Genomic DNA, 16420 nt, shown 5'->3' with positions numbered 1-16420 from the left:
GATGTTGCCTTGTTGCATCTCGTTTGAAATCTTTGTTCAAGACTTCAGGTTTTTAAGATTTTAGATTAAAACGGTCACCTAAAATCTTCAACCTTATATTTCTTTACCCGCCCACAATCAGCGACAGGCGAACTAGCAACGGCCAGCTTATGAGCAGTCCCAAAAGTGCAACTCCGAAAAGAATTGTTAGGGCATAAAACTGAGTTTGACCGTTAACGTTATACTTGAGGCTTTGACCACCAAAAACTGTTACAAAACCGATTAAGTTCGCGAATCCGTCAACTATATTGCGATCGAACCAGGAGATGATTTGAGCAACTAAACCGACTGCAAATATCACTGTCACCCGGTAAAGTTTGGCAGTGTAAAAGTCGTAGGCAAAAAAGTCTTGCAAAGCTTGAGAACCAATTCGCACAGGTTTTTCCCATTTCTCGTTCAGGTAAACAAATGCTCCTGCACCGATGCCGATCGCCGTTGACAAAACGAGCAATCCAGTTGCGGTATAATTCAAACTTGCCCCCGGCAATAAATGCCACACCGCCAGCAAGTGCGGAACGTGCAAAGTAAAGCCCATTAAAACAGTCATCGGCAAGATAAAAGGCCAGTGAACTTCCGGCGCGCGTTCAGTCATTTGCTTTGGTTTGCCGCCGAAAACTAAACCGAAGACGCGCATCAACCCAAAAGCAGTGACGCCGTTTACAAACAGCACTATTCCTAACAAGAAAGGGTGAGTTTGCGAAAGCCCGGATGTGAAGTCTTCTAAAGCCCAGAAGCAGCCGAAGGGCGGCAGTCCAACCAATCCAGCGCTACCGACAATAAAGGCTATTGCCGATATTGGCCGCTTTCCCCACAAACCGCCGAGAGAGCGGACATCCTGAGTGATGCTGTTCCAAACTACCGAACCGATGCTCATCACCAGCAAACCCATTGCCAAGCTGTAGGCAAATATCAATGTCAGGGCTGTCTGGGCTTGTCCGGTGCCGACGGCGATAAATACTAAGCCCATGTAAGCGCTGACTATATACGAAAGCGTGCGCTTGATGTCAATTTGGGCGATCGCAATTAATGAAGCACCAACCGCCGTCGCAGCACCTACAATAATAGTTATCGTCATCCCCATCGGCGACAAAGCAATCACCGGCTGCAACTTAATCAAAATCCAAGCACCAGTTTCCACAACTACGGTGTTCCGCAAAATCGTCGCTGGCAGCGGGCCTTCCATCGCCTCATCCAGCCACAGGTGCAAGGGAAACTGAGCGCACTTACCCATCGGGCCGGCAATCAAAGCTAAAGTCAGCAGCGTCGCTACAGTGGGGTCAAGCTTTGCAGTCTGGGCCCAAACAGCCAACTCGTCAAAATTCCAAGTTCCAGCCAGCGGCAGAATTGCGACTACTCCCATCAGCAGGAATAAATCACCCACCCGCTTCGTTAAGAAAGCGTCGCGGGCACCTGTCACCACCAAAGACTGATTGAACCACAGCCCGACTAGCAGGTAAGTACCCAAAGTCAGAACTTCCAAAATCATGTAGCTGAAGAACAGGGAATTGCACAGTACCAAGCCGCACATCCCCGCTTCAAACAGCCCCATCAGAGAAAAGAACCGAGCCCAGCCCCAGTCCATTTCCATGTAACCGAAAGCATAAATCTGCGCCAGCAAGTTCAGTCCGGTAACCAAAACTGTCGCGCCGACGGTGACAGCAGAGATTTCTACGGGAATGGTTAAGTCTAAACCTGCTACATTCAGCCAGGGAATTAACTGGTGCTGTGCCGGTTGGTTCCAGATAGCTGTCAGGGCTATGACGCCGTGTAAGAAAGCGAACAAGGTTAATATAGCGTTCACGTAACCGGATGGTCTTGGCCCCGTGCGGCGGGTAACTGCCGGAAACCACAGCATCGACAGAACTCCGCCGATGAGTGGATAGCAAGGTATAAACCAAACGGTCTGGAGTAAGATTTGAGCCATTGGCATTACATCTAAAGGTTACAAAAATTTAAAAATCTGAGAATAATTCCGATCGCGCTGACGACAGCACTAAAAAGCCAGAATGCAGAAGTAAAGAAAATTTGGCGGTTTGCCTGTGAGTTCGTTCCGGTCGTCAAACCGAGCGCTTCAGAATCGACTTATTAATTTTATATTAAGGATTACCTTAAATTCTCATATTTCTGATTCAGCATATCTATATGCACCAATAAACTGCACTTATAGGTATTTATAGACAGGGATTGTATACAAACGAATATTTGTCAATGGCACATCTTGCACCATTTTGAGGAACAGGCCCGAAAGCCTGTTCCACTCATAGTTCAATTTTTTTGTGGGGAGTAGGTTGGGCATCCTCCCTGCCCGTGAAAGGCTTATTTAGAACAGGCTTTCGGGGCTGTTCCACTTATAGTTCAATTTTTTTGTGGGGAGTAGGAGTTAAGCATCCTACCCGCCCGTGAAAGGCTTATGGTCTAAAATATTAAAATCGCTCAATCTCCCAAGCTGCTAAAGGAAGTTTGGCTTGGCGCTGCCCCATCGACCTTGCCCTAACATTCAAAAGACCGATCGGCGTATCGAACAAGTCTACCAGATCCGAAGAGCCGATCCTCTTCGAGGGCTTCGCCAACGCACTTTTGGCAGCAGCAACCGGAAATTCCTTTAACAGCCACCTAGCCAGCCGGTAAAAATATTCCCCTGTTGTGAATTCTCGCATCAAATCGACACCGTGGAGTTCGTGCAAATATTTATTAGATTCGCCGTACCGATACCATTGACTTTGCAACTGTTTTAGTGTAGAACGGTGGCGGTGTCGGACGATCGCATTTTCGGCAAAATACATTTTATAGGATGTTTCCCGCAAAATCCGCCAGCACAAGTCAGCATCGCCGCCGCTGGTGAGGTAAGGGCGAAACAAACCTACTGTTTCTAAAACTTGTTTGCGTACAGCTAAGTTGGCGGTTTGGCCGTAAGCACAAAAAGGGTGAGCGAGAGTATGTTTTTGAGATAAAGTATTTTGGCGATCGGCGTGTTGTTCTAAGATAGTTTTACCGGGCAATGCCAGTATTTCCCCAGCGCTAATTCCTACTTCTAAGTCAACAAATGGCTTAACTAAATTTTCCAGCCAGTCAGATTCCGGGCGACAGTCTGCATCGGTAAATCCAATAATTTCGCCTGTGGATGCGCGAATTCCTTGATTGCGGGCGGCGTAAGAACTTTGAATCTGGTTTTCGGTGAGGTGGCGAATAGTTATTCGATTAAAATTGCTTCCCCCACTTACTGAGGGGGGGACTGAGGGGGGGTTAGAGGCTGCTGTTTGGAGGATGGTTGAAGTGCGATCGCGGCTGTTGTTGTCTACTATGAGATATTCTACTCTGTGTGGCGGATAAGTTTGCGATCGCAGGCACTCAATTAAATCCGGCAAATCCCCCTCGCCGTTGTAAACTGGCACTACCACCGAAACTTGCGGGAAAAACACATCACTGTTCATTAAGTTCTTGTGGAACAGGCCGAAAAGCCTGTTGCTTCAGAAAAACAAGTTTTATACCAGCTTAACTTATCGAATAATTTCTACTTCTGTGCCTTTCTCCACAAACTGATACAACTCCTCAACATCTTTATTTTCCAGCGAAACGCAGCCCAAAGTCCAGTTCGATCGATTTTTTATAATATTAGCCGAATTAGCAGGAACGCCGTGAATCCCGACTTCGCTGCCTATACTGTCGCCCCACCCAATTGTACCATCTTGCTTAGCTTTTATATGTTTGCGCCAAGATTGTTTGGTTGGATAATCAAGCCACAGAAACTTTGACCAACTTTCGTGAGGGTACATATCTTTAATACTAAAAACACCTTCCGGCGTCCGCAAATCCCCTGCTTTTAATTTATCACCTGCGGGATTGCCACCAAATACTACAGGATAAGATTTTACTGGCTTTTTGCTATCGTATACAGTCAGCCTGTATTTGGATTTTTCAACTAGGATGGAAATTCTGTTTTTATCTAACTTATCTGGTTCGCCTAAAATTTGTATTAGCGACTTGTCGTAGTTTAATAAATTATCGGGCGGGAATTGGGTATGCAAAATATTTAAATCATCAGCCGGACAGTTATTTAAGCAGAAAACGTCTAAAATGTAGGGAATTGGAACAGCATAACCGAGCCTAACGAGGTTCCAGTAAAAAACTGAGCTAGCAGCTAGCAAGAGAAGGCTTGCAGATGAAACCGTTATCCAAATATTGACCCTGATTTTTTTGAGTTCCATTGCATTAACTGGGGATATCAATTCTCAAAATTATAACTTCGGAGCATTAAACAGGCTTTCCGGCCTGTTCCACAACTGCATTCAGTTCTTGTGGAACAGGCCGGAAAGCCTGTTGCTTTCAAATAGTAGAAAATATCTCTTACATCCCCTGTGCAATCCGTAACGCAATCCGTTCTCAACTATTGCTAGTCAACATCAAAATCATTAACACTAACACCCCGTTAGTTATATAAAAAATGCCAACAACCTGAGTTTCCAACCAGCCGCACAACTCTAAATGATGGTGCAGCGGAGCCATTCTTAACAGACGCTTGCCGATTCCATCAGGCCCTTTTGTAGCTTTGTAATAACCTACTTGAGCAATTACTGACAGCGTTTCAATAAAGAAAATCCCGCTGATAATTAATAATATCCAAAGGCTATTTGTTAATAAAGCTACCGCACCCAACGCACCGCCCAAAGCTAAAGCACCTGTATCGCCCATAAACACCTTGGCTGGATTGCGGTTGTGAGCTAAGAAACCGAAACAACTGCCGCTGATGCAAGCGCAAAATATCATTAATTCTGGCGAAGTTGAGGCTACAGATGCGCCCAATCCCAAAAGTGCGATCGCCCCCAAACCTCCCATCAACCCGTCAACACCATCGGTAAGATTAGTAGCATTGCTTTCGGCAACTAGCACAAAACCCGCCAGCGGCCAGAACAGCAAACCTAAGGGCAATACCCAACCGAAAGGCAAAGCAACATTCGTAGAAATAGCTGGTTGATGAAACATCAGCCACAGACAAAATAGAGCAGCAAAACTTATTTGCAAAGCCAATTTCATCCGAGGTGAAATACCTTTGTTCGACTTGCGTCGCAGAATTTGCCAGTCATCGAGCCAGCCAATGAAACCGTAAGCTAAAGTTAAAGCCGATACGGCAACAACATCTGAGTTAAACTTAGACCAAAGTAAAGCGACTGCTACTCCTGCAGGTACAAAAAAGATGCCTCCCATTGTCGGCGTTCCCGCTTTTTTCAAATGGGCTTGGGGGCCGTCTTCGCGAATTATTTGTCCTGCTTTTAGTTGCTGGAGTACGGGTACAACTGCATAGCCCAACCCCGACGCAACTAAAGCACAAACAATTAGCGGCATAAATAGCGATGCAGGTAAATTTAAAAATCTACCCGCTGCTAAATCTAAACCGATCGCTAAAGTACCGAGCCCCAAACCCAGCAGCAGGAATAAATTCCGGCCTGTAAGTTTGAAAGGCAGACTAAAAGGGATTTTCTCATCCAAAAAGTTATCCATAACACTCCTCACCACACACTATTTGAGAATAAGCAATTGACAATGGGGGAATAGGGTGCGATACAGGAGATTGAGAAATCTCTTAGTTTTTCTTCCCTGTTTCCGGTTGATTTCTTCACCCTTCTACCCGTTATTCTTCGCCTACACTCACATCCTCTTCTACTTCCTCTTCTAAATCATCGTAAGGACTGTCGTCAACTGCCATAAGTTCAGAAATTTCTTCTTCGTGCAGATAGTCGGGTTCTTGGACATCCCTTGCTAACAAGCGATTGTTAGATTCCAACCAGTCTAAAAGAGAAGATTGCTGTTTTAATGGAATTACATCCGCAGGTAAATGGCGAGGAATTTGACGCAGAGATGGGTTGTACATGATTATCGGTTTTTAAAGACAAAGACGCGATCGAATAGAGGTAACGTTTTGCCGACGAACTGCTGCTTTGATCGAGAACTTGCAAATCGGGCATTTAGCAAGGCTAAAGCATTATACCACAGGCACTGTTTGGTTCCGGATCGGGATAAGATGGGAGACCCAAAAGGCGATCGCCCCCAAGCATGGGCATGAGGATAACACTAAAATCCGCTCTTGCCAATCCTTTTTTAGCCGTAAATATTGTAATCTGAGACGATCGTCTTTAAGATGTCGCGACACGCGGCGATGTTTTCTGCAAGCCTCGCTAACGGCAACCAGTTGATTCACAACAATATCTTATTTTTCGCTCAAAGCCTTGCCCCAAAAGCCATCTGGCTTATTCAGTCAACTCTTGTGCAATAAATTTCAGAATGGATACAACGGCAGCGGTTTTATACAACAAAGAGGGATACCACACCGGAGGGCAAAAACTTCTGGGGCGTCATTCAGCCGGAGAAGGGTTTCTCAAAAGCTTAGTCCAACACGGAACCGCAGACTCTCTCTACTGTTGCGCCGATAGCAAAACAACCTTTAAGGAGTTTTGTTCGCACATCCAACCTTGGCTGCAAAAACCTCGGAAAGTCCGCTGGATTCCGACGGAACGACCGGATTTGCTATCTCAACCGGGCACAATTTACCGACCCGATCCGGTTCTGTCGCAGATGGTGTGGGCGCGCAGATTTTTCGATCAGCGGGCCTACAGCGTTTGCGGCGTTACTCACACGATCGGTACAAAATACATCATGGAGGCGATCGGCGATTTGATCGCCGCACCCATGCAGCCTTGGGACGCCCTGATCTGCACCTCTGCCGCCGTGAAAACAGCAGTAGAAGGAGTGATGAGGGAGTGGTCTGAATATTTAGCCCAGCGCAACGGCGGTAAACCCGAAATTTTGGTCAAATTCCCCGTTATTCCCCTAGGAGTGGATTGCAGCGCGTTTCCGCAGGGTGTGGAAGCAGTTAACAGTCGCCGCCAACTGCGGCAAGAACTCGGCATTTCTCCCGAAGATATTGTTGTGTTATTTGTCGGTCGATTGACTTTTTCTGCAAAAGCTCATCCGGTACCCATGTACATCGCCCTAGAACGGGCCGCACAACAGACAAAAGCCAAAATCCACTTAATTCAAGCCGGTTGGATAGAAGATCCCAGAGAAGAGCCCGACTTTAAAAATAGCGCGCAAATATTTTGTCCCTCGGTGAATGCTATTTTTTTAGATGGGAGACAGCCGGAAATTAGAATAAATATTTGGTCGGCGGCCGACATTTTCATTTCGCTGTCCGACAACATTCAAGAATCCTTCGGACTGACACCAATAGAAGCCATGGCGAACGGACTGCCGGCCATAGTCTCCGATTGGAACGGATACAAAGAATCTGTACGCCACGAAATAGACGGCTTCCGCATTCCCACACTCATCCCGCCCCCGGAATCTTGTTTAGATTTAGCCCTAAATTATCTTGACGGCAGCTTAAATTGGCCGACTTATATGGGCCACACTTCCCTCGCCACAGCAGTAGACATTGATGCTTGCACCTTGGCGTTGTGCCAATTAATTGAAAACCCCGAATTGAGAAAGCGGATGGGGGAAAATGCCAGACAAAGGGCGAGGGAAATTTATGATTGGAAAGTAGTAATTGCTGCTTACGAACAATTGTGGCGGGAATTAGCAGAAATTCGCCTGACGGCACCGGAGTCAGCACCTTTAAAACCCGGGAAGCCGCCTTATCCCCTAGGCGACGATCCGTTTCGGGTATTGGGTAATTATGCGACTAGAAGTTTAAGCAATGAGATGATGCTGAGTCTGGGTGCGATCGCCACACCAGAACTTCTGAGAGAGTTGCAAACAATTTGGTTTACCAGCTTCGGTCAGGACAGAAGAATCTCTGTTAACATTCAGATGGAGATATTGGATGCGATCGAGCAAAAGGGTGCTCTCAGTGTCGGTGAAGTTCTCAGGCGTTATACCAAAAACGAGCAAGAATTAGCATCCCTGTATCGGACTCTGCTCTATCTGGTGAAATTTGGTATCTTAGTTATTAGTTGTTAATACTCTGCGGACTCGGCGATTAAAATCGCTACTACACAAAATTTCCTCCCTCTCGCTTGAGACAGAAGAAAAGAGCGATCTGACTTTTGCCTCACCTTCGATAATTAATTCGTGTATTCGTGTCAAAATCCTCGTCGTGCCTTCCTTCTTAAAAAATCATGCTTAGAAAATCTGCACTATTAGAGATAATTGCTGGTAAGAATCGAGGTTTGCTGGCTACCCCTAGTGACAAACAAGCGATTTTAAGCGCGATCGCCCAATTGGAAGATTACAACCCCACACCACGCCCTGTAGAAGCCGCAGAGCTTTTAAATGGTGATTGGCGGTTATTGTACACTACCAGCCGCGAACTGCTGAATCTTGACGCTTTTCCCTTGATAAAATTGGGTCAAATTTATCAATCTATCCGCGTCAAAGAATCTAAAATTTACAACATTGGCGAACTTTACGGCTTGCCTTACTTAGAAGGAATTGTCAGTGTAGCGGCAAGATTTGAGCCAACTTCCGAACGGCGAGTGCAGGTGAAGTTTGAGCGGTCGATTTTCGGTTTAAGCAGGTTGATTGGCTATGAATATCCGGAAAAGTTTATCAATGAGATTGAGTCGGGTAAAAAGTTCGCTGCTGTAGATTTCGCGCTGGATACTCGCGAACAGCAGGGATGGCTGGATATTACTTATTTGGATAAAGATTTGCGGATTGGACGGGGGAATAAAGACAGTGTTTTTGTCTTGACAAAAGAGTGATTTTGTGCTGTGTGATTAAGTGCGATCGCAATTTCATCCGCCTCTATCCGCGTTCATCTGCGGTTAAAAATCAAAAATCTATTACTTTCGCAAAAATTCAAGACTGCATAAGTATTGTTACTCCGTCAGTTTTGTTTGTTCTTTCTTTTCCGCCGGCATTGACTTTCTGACAGCTAGCACCAACTCCGCTTCGCTACATCGATACAAATCTCGCATTCGGAATACTTGCCAAACTTCCATCTTTGGCAAGGTTCGGCTTTTTTCCCAGTTGCGAATTGAAGACTCCGCGCATTCTAGTTCCCGTGCTACGTCTAAGATTGTCAGCCCTGCACGTTCTCTCAAGGCTCTCAAATCCATAGCGGAATAAACCTTTCAACATAGCAAGTGTGAATATTTAGCGCCAAGTATTGACACATGAGGTGAGTTTGGTGTTTAATCATAGTTGTAGAGGCGTTAGTCGATTTCCGGCAAGAGACTTACTAACGCCCTTTCCTGTAGTCCATAGAGGATACTAAACCATCATGCCACAAAACGGTTATCAAGAGGGATGCGCTGCGAATCCTGGGGCGATCGCGTACCAAAAACGCCTTTACCCTTGGGCGATCGCCAAACTCATGCCCAGTATGCAGCGGGCGATTGTGGGGCGATTTCGCAGTCGATCGGATGCTGACGGGCACTTGCTGTGTCTGCGTCAACTGATGCCTCAAGCAACGCTTGTCGTAGTCTTTGACTTGCAACCAGACTTAGAAGTACCAATTGCGGCGCCCACAGCAATTCGATAAGCACAAAGATCTGATCCCCCCCTTAAAAAAGGGGGGCTATAAAAATTGACCAAGAAATGGGGATACAAGCCCCGTCTTTCAAGACGGCATTAATTCTCTTTGAAGTCTCTTAATTTTGTTGGTAAAGCCTAGTATAATAAAGCAAGTAAGTAACGGAAAATAATGAAAGCAAGGTATCAATACAGAATTTATCCGACTCATCAGCAACAGCAGAGTTTAGCTCAGTTGTTTGGATGCTGTCGAGTAGTCTGGAATGATGCCCTAGCGCTCTGCAAACAGTTTGAGAAAAAGCCAAGCTCTGCTGAACTTCAGAAAATAGTAATAACCCAAGCCAAAAAGACCGAAGAAAGAGCTTGGTTAAGTGAAGTTTCTAATATCCCCTTACAGCAGTCTCTAGCTGATTTGGAAACAGCTTTCCAGAACTTTTTCAACTCCTGTAAGGGAAAGCGGAAAGGTCGTAAAGTTCAGTATCCTAAATTAAAAAAAAGAACAAATAGGCAATCAGCGCGATTTAGGATGGGAGGGTTTTCCTTCAAAAATGGGGGTGTCTATTTAGCTAAAATTGGTATTGTCAATCCAGTATGGTCGAGAAATCTACCTTCAGAACCTAGCTCTGTCACAGTAATCAAAGATTGTGCAAACCGTTATTTTTTAAGTTTTGTTGTAGAGGTTCAACCAATTCAAGTCGAAGCTAAAAACCCAAGTATCGGAATTGACTTGGGAATCAAAACCTTTGCAGTAATGAGTAACAGCGAAAAAGCCGAAAGTCCTAGCTACAAAAAGTTAGACCGGAAAGTTCGCAAACTCCAACGCAAGTTAGCCCGCCAGCCCAAAGATTCCAAAAGGAGAAATATAACTCGAATCAAGCTCGCCACACTACACAATCGTATTACGGACACCCGTAAAGATTTCCTGCATAAATTATCAACCAAAATCGTCAACGAAAACCAAGTGATTATTCTGGAAGATTTGAACGTGTCAGGAATGCTGAAGAATCGGAAACTCTCAAGGGCGATTAGCCAACAAGGATGGAGAGAATTTAGAACTCTCTGTGAATCCAAATCCGAAAAATTTGGCAGAGAGTTTCAAGTAATTAGTAGGTGGGAACCTACTAGCCAAGTCTGTGCGGACTGTGGCTTTAAGTGGGGAAAAATTGATTTGTCTATTCGTTCAGTGGTTTGCATGAGTTGTGGTACTGAGCAAGACAGAGATGAGAATGCGGCTAAAATTATAGAGAAAGTCGGGATGGGGAATCGCCACGACTCTAAACGGGCGCAGAGGGTTTGTCAGGCTAGCAACGGTTAGCAGAACTCTATGAAGCGTCAAGAATCACCGCACCTTCAGGTCGGTGAGTATTTCAAAAATTACTAACTACCAATTACCCCAGCAGATAAATATCAACCTAAGTTAGGATAATTTTATCCTCAATTTGCTTTTAAATCATGACTTCTACAACTGCCAAATTCATCGTGTCTCAAGTGGGAGAAATTCCCCAATGGCAAGCCGCCACATGGGAAGATTATGTAGCAGCCTGCGAAGATCCATCTTTGGAGGAAGCCAGAATATTTTTTTATGAAGGATATCTTTGGATAGACATGGGTAATGAAGGGCCTCAGCACGCCAGATTTAACAACCTCTTGACGCTGGTATTTTACGCCTGGTTTGTCAGCAAAGGAGGACAAGCTTTCGATGATTTGGGTGGATGTGTAATTGAGAAACCAAAGGTGGGAGGAGGTGCGCCCGATCGCATTTTATATGTCGGTGGAGAATTCATCCAGTGGCAAAAAGGGGAACCGCGCCGACTTAATCTAAATAAATCGCGCATTCCCGATTTAGTAATAGAAACTTCCGATACGACTTTGGCCAGCGATTTAGATGAAAAAAAGCGGTTGTATGCTGCTTTAGGAATTCCTGAGTATTGGGTAGTAGATATTAAGGGCGAGAGAGTTTTGGCATTTCGGTTGCAGGAAAACGGGAAATATCAGGAATGCGAAATTTCCGGAGCTCTTGAGGGATTGCCAATTGCTTTGCTATCGGAGACTTTGAAACTTTTAAATGAGGGAAATGGGACGGCGGCGATGTGGTTTGCTCAACAAATTGGGAAGTTGTAGAGAGGTTGGCGAAAAGTGCGTTAGCGAAGCCCTCGAAGAGGATCGCACGAGATTCACAATAAATTTTTCAAGCTCGACTCTAGGGCTGCCACAATCTCTGAGAATGTTGATATTTGTGCTAAGCTAATCTACAAAAGATGTCACGATCGTGCAGTAACCTTTCTATGATTTAAAGGAGCAAGTCAATGAATATTGTCTTAAAGCCGGAATACGAAGAGTTTATTCAAGCGCAAATTCAAAGCGGAAAATATGGCAGCGCTGAAGAACTAATTGGAGAAGCGATCGCACTTTTAAGAGAACGAAAACAACGCATCGAAGAACTCCGCCACAAAATAGCAGTGGGAACGGCACAAATTGCCAAGGGACAAGTGACAGATGGAGAACTTGTGTTTGCCAAAATTCAAGAAAAGATCGATCGAAGAGAACAGTCAGGGGCATGAAAAGTTATACATTTTCAGATGAAGCCGTCCGAGACTTGAATGAGATTTGTGAGTACATTGCTGGCAATAGTTCCAGGGCAGCCAGCGAGCTTTTTGATGCAATTCGTCAAAAATGTAAACTTGTCGCCGAATTTCCCAATATGGGAAAACGCTATGAGAGGTTATCCCCCAACTTGCGCGGATTTATTGTTAGGGATTATTTAATTTTTTATTACCCCAGAGCGGACGGGATTGATATTGCTCGCGTGCTGCGGGGCGATCGAGACTTGGAATTATTGTTTTTAGAGTTAGGGGAAGATTAATTAGCGTTGGATCGATCTGAACGGGCGATCGCACTTGGGAAAGCAAAGGGCGATTCCCTACGGGATAGCTACGCTTCACGCACTCTCCTCCAAAAACGCGATCGCCCTAATTTATCTGCGTCCATCTGCGTCCATCTGCCGACATCTGCGGTTAAAAAAATATCTATACCCCTTACAATCATAAAAAATATAAAATATAAAATCCTAAAAAAATGCTCCGACTCTCCCAAACCCAACTCAAAATCCTCGAAGAATGCCCCCGGAAATTCCAACACAGCTACCTCGAACTACTCGCCACCACCGCCTCCCCAGAACAAAAAGAAAAACTCACATGGGGAAGCCACTTTCACCTATTAATGCAGCAGCGAGAACTCGGACTTCCCCTTGAATTTATCATCCAACAAGACCCCGAACTGGGACGCTGCGTGGCAGCATTTATCAACACCGCACCCGAACTTTTCGCCAATTCAGAAAATAGCGACAAAATTTTCCGCCAAGCCGAACACCCTCGCACCCTAATTTTCCAAGACTACCTATTCACCGTTATCTATGACTTGCTAATAGCCGAACCAAACGCCGCCCAAATTCTCGACTGGAAAACCTATCCCCGCCCTCAAAAATCAAAATGGATAGCCGAAAGTTGGCAAACTCGCCTTTATTTATACGTCTTAGTAGAAACCAGCGACTATTCCCCCGAACAAGTTTCCATGACATACTGGTTCGTACAATTGCAAGGAGAAGAACCGCCCAAAAAACTCACATTTGATTACAACCAAACAGAACACGATCGCACAAAACAAGATTTAACCCACCTCTTGCAGCAGCTAACCGACTGGCGACAGCGCTATACCGAAGGCGGCGAATTCTTACCCCAAGTAGAAATTAGTTCCAATCTTTGCGATTCCTGTCAATTTGCCACTCGCTGCAACCGCACAACAGACAACACAGATTCCTCACCCGATCTTCTCGCAGCAACTCCCACAGATTGGCTGCCAAATCTTGCTATCATTGAGGAAATATCTATTTAATTCAAATTTTTTACTGTGCCAACTATTAGTCACCCGGTGGGGGCGGGTTTATAGATATTGTGGATGTGAATGAAAGATTGTTGGCTCACGGGCCCCTACAGGAATTTACTCGTTACTAGGCTCTGTTTGGTAACGCCAATACGGAGGATCGGCCTCCAATTTTCCCGATCGCAAGCGAGGCAGAGCAAGACTAAAATGGGTTTCCAGGCAGAGCCGGGGAACCAGTGACTAGCTTAAGTTTTATTTAACATACAAACAAGCCCCTAGATTCCTCTGCGGTCAAAATCTAAAATCTAAAATCTAAAATCTAAAATCGAATGACAGAACTACTTCAAAATTTGCCAAATCAACCCCTATCTCAGCCCCCAGCTTGGCTAATTCAAGCTGTCAGGAACCACGCACCCGAACTCCCCGGAAACTATGCCGCCGCACTTCTGTGGTATAGAGGAATTCAAAACCCCGAACAAATACCCGGTTTCTTAAATCCCAAACTTTACCAACCAGCAAGTCCCTTTGAATTCGGACTAGAAATGAATTGGGCAATAGAAAGAATTCAGCAAGCAAGAAATAGCGGAGAAAAAGTCGCAATTTGGGGAGACTTCGACGCCGACGGCATTACCTCAACTTCCGTACTTTGGGATGGACTGGGAGAATTTTTTACTCAAAACGACCAACTAATTTATTACATTCCCAACCGCTTAACCGAATCTCACGGACTCAATATCCCGGGAATAGATGCCTTAGCCAAATCTGGAATTAGCTTAATTATTACCTGCGATACCGGCAGTACAAACATCGCCGAAATCGAATATGCAACTAGCTTAAACATCGATACAATTGTCACCGACCATCATACATTACCGGACGATCGCCCCCCAGCTACAGCTATTATCAATCCCCGCTACTTTCCCCCAAACCACCAACTATTTAACCTTTCAGGAGTGGGAGTAGCTTACAAATTAGTTGAAGCATTATATCACACATTACCCAATATTCCGCAGCGCCCGATCGCAGATTTATTAGAATTAGTAGCGATCGGCTTAATTGCCGATTTAGTCCAACTTACAGGAGACAGCCGCTACCTAGCACAAATCGGCATCCAACAACTGCAAAAACAAATCGCAAATCCCACCCGCCCGGGAGTTGCAAAATTGCTCGAACTGTGCAAAAGATCGGGCGATCGCCCAACCGACATTTCCTTCGGCCTCGGCCCCCGAATCAACGCCGTCAGCCGCATTCAAGGCGACGCCAGCTTCTGCGTAGAACTCCTCACCAGCCGCGACAAAAAACGCTGCGATGAACTAGCAAATTTAACCGAAATTGCCAACACTAGGCGCAAATCTTTACAAAAAGATGTTGCTAAAGATGCCGCCCACAAATTAGCCAAACTCGACCTCTCAACTACTAGCGTCATCGTCCTCAGCGACCCCCAATGGCCCGTAGGAGTATTAGGATTAGTAGCGGGACAAATCGCCCAAGAATACGGCCGCCCCGTGATTTTATTCAGCACAGAAGGAAGCGAAGAAATTAACGAAAATTCCCCGGAAACGGAATTTACCTCTTTCTTCGATTCACAATCACCAACACTTTCCCTATCTAAAATTGCCAGGGGTTCCGCCCGTTCCGCCAATCAAATCGACCTTTACCAATTAGTCAAAGACCAAGCGCATTTATTGCACAGATTTGGCGGTCATCCCTTCGCTGCCGGATTGAGTCTCCCCGTTGAAAATATCCCCCTATTTACCGATGCAGTAAATCAGCAACTGCGGCAACAATACAGTACAGATAGTTTAACAGCCACCCCCGTTCAAGCCGACCTAAAAATTACTGTCTCCGAATTAGGCAAAGACTTATTTCAAGAACTAAAATTGCTCGAACCGTGCGGCATGGGCAACCCCGCACCAAAATTGCTGATTGAAAACTGCTGGTTTGACAATCTCTGGAATCAAAAAATCAAGGATTTGAAAGGGCAAAAAGTAGAATATATCAAAACAGAATTTACAATTAGGGACGAATCTAGCGATACGGGATTTCCCGGCATTTGGTGGGGACACAATCAAAATGAAGTTCCCCAAGGCCGCTGCGATGTCACCGTTGAACTCGATTTTAATACTTACAAATCGCGGTATGAAGTGCGCCTCGTAGCAGTGCGGGAACGCACGGAAGAAAACCAAATCAATTCCCAGACTAAAATAGATTGGATCGTAGACTGGCGCAATACAAATAACGATGAAGAGTTGTTAGCAGCCAGCACAAACTTAGAATCTCCAAGACCGATCGACAATCTAGTTTACAATTCCGAAAAGGTCGATCGCGAAAACTCGATCGTCCTCAAAGAATGCCCCGCAAGCTGGGACGAACTGCGGATCTGGTTTCGGCAAGCACAGCACACTCAGAAAAAACTGGCGATCGCCTACACATTACCCCCACTCGTACCCCCACAGCAAATCTGCCAACAGCTAATCGGCATCGCCAAATACCTCAGCCGCACCAACAAACCCGTCACCAGACAGCAACTCCGCCAAAAACTCGGCATCAGCGACACATCCCTGCAACTGGGGTTTAAAACCCTAACATATCTCGGTTTTAAAATCAATTATCGCGATCGAGCTTTCCACATCACGAGACAACCCGAAACCGCACAGCAGGAAGACGCGCCCGATCGAATCCCCCAACCCTTATTAGATAGCAAATCCCTTCAATTCTCAGTGCCAAATTCCCCCATCGCCGCCCGTTTGGCAGGGCAATTCCTAGCAGCAGTCTCCGAAGAACAATTCCGGCGGAAATATTTCTGTGAAGTACCTCTGTCAACCATTCAATCGATCGCCCGAGAGACCGTTTTCCAAGAAGATTCTACAGAAAATCCCTTCTAACTGAGATATTGCACTATTGTCAAGAACGGGCAAGATGCCCGTTCCACAAACAAGGAATTTTCTCGCTTCAGGGGCCGAAAAGCCTGTTCCTAAACAATTGGAGTTTAGACTAAGCAGGTCAAAAAGTACGATCGCTGTGAGACTAGCGA

Annotated in this window: 15 protein-coding genes; 9 read left to right on the top strand and 6 right to left on the bottom strand. The window is 45.5% G+C overall.

Features of this window, described 5'->3' with window-relative positions; all coding sequences use genetic code 11:
* Nucleotides 1–103 precede the first annotated feature (103 nt).
* From OSC7112_RS10215 to OSC7112_RS10195, 5 genes are all read right to left on the bottom strand, one after another.
* Nucleotides 104–1963 (bottom strand): NAD(P)H-quinone oxidoreductase subunit F, encoded by a 1860-nt coding sequence (locus OSC7112_RS10215; protein WP_015175826.1) that lies wholly within the window; start codon nt 1961–1963, stop codon nt 104–106.
* Nucleotides 1964–2462: 499 nt separating this feature from the next.
* Nucleotides 2463–3470: a glycosyltransferase family 2 protein gene (locus OSC7112_RS10210; protein WP_015175825.1), complete on the bottom strand. Its 1008-nt coding sequence runs from the start codon at nt 3468–3470 to the stop codon at nt 2463–2465.
* Nucleotides 3471–3536: 66 nt separating this feature from the next.
* Nucleotides 3537–4244, bottom strand: a complete 708-nt coding sequence (locus OSC7112_RS10205) for a L,D-transpeptidase family protein (protein ID WP_015175824.1) — start codon at nt 4242–4244, stop codon at nt 3537–3539.
* Between the two features lie 175 nt (nt 4245–4419).
* On the bottom strand, nt 4420–5535 hold the full coding sequence (gene mraY, locus OSC7112_RS10200) for a phospho-N-acetylmuramoyl-pentapeptide-transferase (RefSeq protein WP_015175823.1): 1116 nt from the start codon (nt 5533–5535) through the stop codon (nt 4420–4422).
* Between the two features lie 130 nt (nt 5536–5665).
* Nucleotides 5666–5905, bottom strand: coding sequence for a DUF3134 domain-containing protein (locus OSC7112_RS10195; protein WP_006631296.1), 240 nt, complete (start codon nt 5903–5905; stop codon nt 5666–5668).
* A 410-nt stretch (nt 5906–6315) separates the two neighbouring features.
* Between OSC7112_RS10195 and OSC7112_RS10190 the strand changes: the two genes are divergently transcribed.
* Together OSC7112_RS10190 and OSC7112_RS10185 are read left to right on the top strand one after the other, a co-directional pair.
* Nucleotides 6316–7992, top strand: coding sequence for a glycosyltransferase family 4 protein (locus OSC7112_RS10190; protein WP_015175822.1), 1677 nt, complete (start codon nt 6316–6318; stop codon nt 7990–7992).
* 158 nt (nt 7993–8150) lie between these two features.
* Complete coding sequence (locus OSC7112_RS10185; RefSeq protein WP_015175821.1) at nt 8151–8735, top strand: PAP/fibrillin family protein; 585 nt, start codon at nt 8151–8153, stop codon at nt 8733–8735.
* Nucleotides 8736–8852: 117 nt separating this feature from the next.
* On the opposite strand, the gene OSC7112_RS10180 is transcribed toward OSC7112_RS10185, so the two are convergent.
* Complete coding sequence (locus OSC7112_RS10180) at nt 8853–9092, bottom strand: helix-turn-helix domain-containing protein (RefSeq protein ID WP_015175820.1); 240 nt, start codon at nt 9090–9092, stop codon at nt 8853–8855.
* Between the two features lie 164 nt (nt 9093–9256).
* Here OSC7112_RS10180 and OSC7112_RS10175 point away from each other — a divergent pair, with 164 nt between their 5' ends.
* From OSC7112_RS10175 to OSC7112_RS10145, 7 genes are all read left to right on the top strand, one after another.
* On the top strand, nt 9257–9517 hold the full coding sequence (locus tag OSC7112_RS10175; RefSeq protein WP_015175819.1) for a hypothetical protein: 261 nt from the start codon (nt 9257–9259) through the stop codon (nt 9515–9517).
* Nucleotides 9518–9679: 162 nt separating this feature from the next.
* A complete protein-coding gene (locus tag OSC7112_RS10170; protein WP_015175249.1) occupies nt 9680–10822 on the top strand; it encodes an RNA-guided endonuclease InsQ/TnpB family protein in 1143 nt (380 codons plus the stop codon).
* A gap of 137 nt (nt 10823–10959) precedes the next feature.
* Nucleotides 10960–11628, top strand: a complete 669-nt coding sequence (locus OSC7112_RS10165) for a Uma2 family endonuclease (protein ID WP_015175818.1) — start codon at nt 10960–10962, stop codon at nt 11626–11628.
* Between the two features lie 185 nt (nt 11629–11813).
* Nucleotides 11814–12068, top strand: a complete 255-nt coding sequence (locus OSC7112_RS10160; RefSeq protein WP_015175817.1) for a type II toxin-antitoxin system ParD family antitoxin — start codon at nt 11814–11816, stop codon at nt 12066–12068.
* Nucleotides 12065–12370: a type II toxin-antitoxin system RelE/ParE family toxin gene (locus OSC7112_RS10155; protein WP_015175816.1), complete on the top strand. Its 306-nt coding sequence runs from the start codon at nt 12065–12067 to the stop codon at nt 12368–12370. Before OSC7112_RS10160 ends, OSC7112_RS10155 begins: the two co-directional genes overlap by 4 nt.
* Before the next feature lie 212 nt (nt 12371–12582).
* On the top strand, nt 12583–13398 hold the full coding sequence (locus OSC7112_RS10150; RefSeq protein ID WP_015175815.1) for a PD-(D/E)XK nuclease family protein: 816 nt from the start codon (nt 12583–12585) through the stop codon (nt 13396–13398).
* Between the two features lie 317 nt (nt 13399–13715).
* Entirely contained in the window at nt 13716–16271 is a 2556-nt protein-coding gene (locus OSC7112_RS10145) for a single-stranded-DNA-specific exonuclease RecJ (RefSeq protein WP_015175814.1), read from the top strand.
* Nucleotides 16272–16420 lie beyond the last annotated feature (149 nt).

Source organism: Oscillatoria nigro-viridis PCC 7112, from assembly GCF_000317475.1.
GTDB lineage: Bacteria > Cyanobacteriota > Cyanobacteriia > Cyanobacteriales > Microcoleaceae > Microcoleus > Microcoleus nigroviridis.
The sequence above is the reverse complement of the archived record's forward strand: the minus strand, read 5'-3'. Positions and strand labels throughout refer to the sequence as shown.

Bases quoted from the DNA above. Each gene is read 5' to 3' on its own strand.
- OSC7112_RS10215 (WP_015175826.1), bottom strand. From the start codon at position 1,963: ATGGCTCAAATCTTACTCCAGACCGTTTGGTTTATACCTTGCTATCCA.
- OSC7112_RS10210 (WP_015175825.1), bottom strand. From the start codon at position 3,470: ATGAACAGTGATGTGTTTTTCCCGCAAGTTTCGGTGGTAGTGCCAGTT.
- OSC7112_RS10205 (WP_015175824.1), bottom strand. From the start codon at position 4,244: ATGGAACTCAAAAAAATCAGGGTCAATATTTGGATAACGGTTTCATCT.
- mraY (WP_015175823.1), bottom strand. From the start codon at position 5,535: ATGGATAACTTTTTGGATGAGAAAATCCCTTTTAGTCTGCCTTTCAAA.
- OSC7112_RS10195 (WP_006631296.1), bottom strand. From the start codon at position 5,905: ATGTACAACCCATCTCTGCGTCAAATTCCTCGCCATTTACCTGCGGAT.
- OSC7112_RS10190 (WP_015175822.1), top strand. From the start codon at position 6,316: ATGGATACAACGGCAGCGGTTTTATACAACAAAGAGGGATACCACACC.
- OSC7112_RS10185 (WP_015175821.1), top strand. From the start codon at position 8,151: ATGCTTAGAAAATCTGCACTATTAGAGATAATTGCTGGTAAGAATCGA.
- OSC7112_RS10180 (WP_015175820.1), bottom strand. From the start codon at position 9,092: ATGGATTTGAGAGCCTTGAGAGAACGTGCAGGGCTGACAATCTTAGAC.
- OSC7112_RS10175 (WP_015175819.1), top strand. From the start codon at position 9,257: ATGCCACAAAACGGTTATCAAGAGGGATGCGCTGCGAATCCTGGGGCG.
- OSC7112_RS10170 (WP_015175249.1), top strand. From the start codon at position 9,680: ATGAAAGCAAGGTATCAATACAGAATTTATCCGACTCATCAGCAACAG.
- OSC7112_RS10165 (WP_015175818.1), top strand. From the start codon at position 10,960: ATGACTTCTACAACTGCCAAATTCATCGTGTCTCAAGTGGGAGAAATT.
- OSC7112_RS10160 (WP_015175817.1), top strand. From the start codon at position 11,814: ATGAATATTGTCTTAAAGCCGGAATACGAAGAGTTTATTCAAGCGCAA.
- OSC7112_RS10155 (WP_015175816.1), top strand. From the start codon at position 12,065: ATGAAAAGTTATACATTTTCAGATGAAGCCGTCCGAGACTTGAATGAG.
- OSC7112_RS10150 (WP_015175815.1), top strand. From the start codon at position 12,583: ATGCTCCGACTCTCCCAAACCCAACTCAAAATCCTCGAAGAATGCCCC.
- OSC7112_RS10145 (WP_015175814.1), top strand. From the start codon at position 13,716: ATGACAGAACTACTTCAAAATTTGCCAAATCAACCCCTATCTCAGCCC.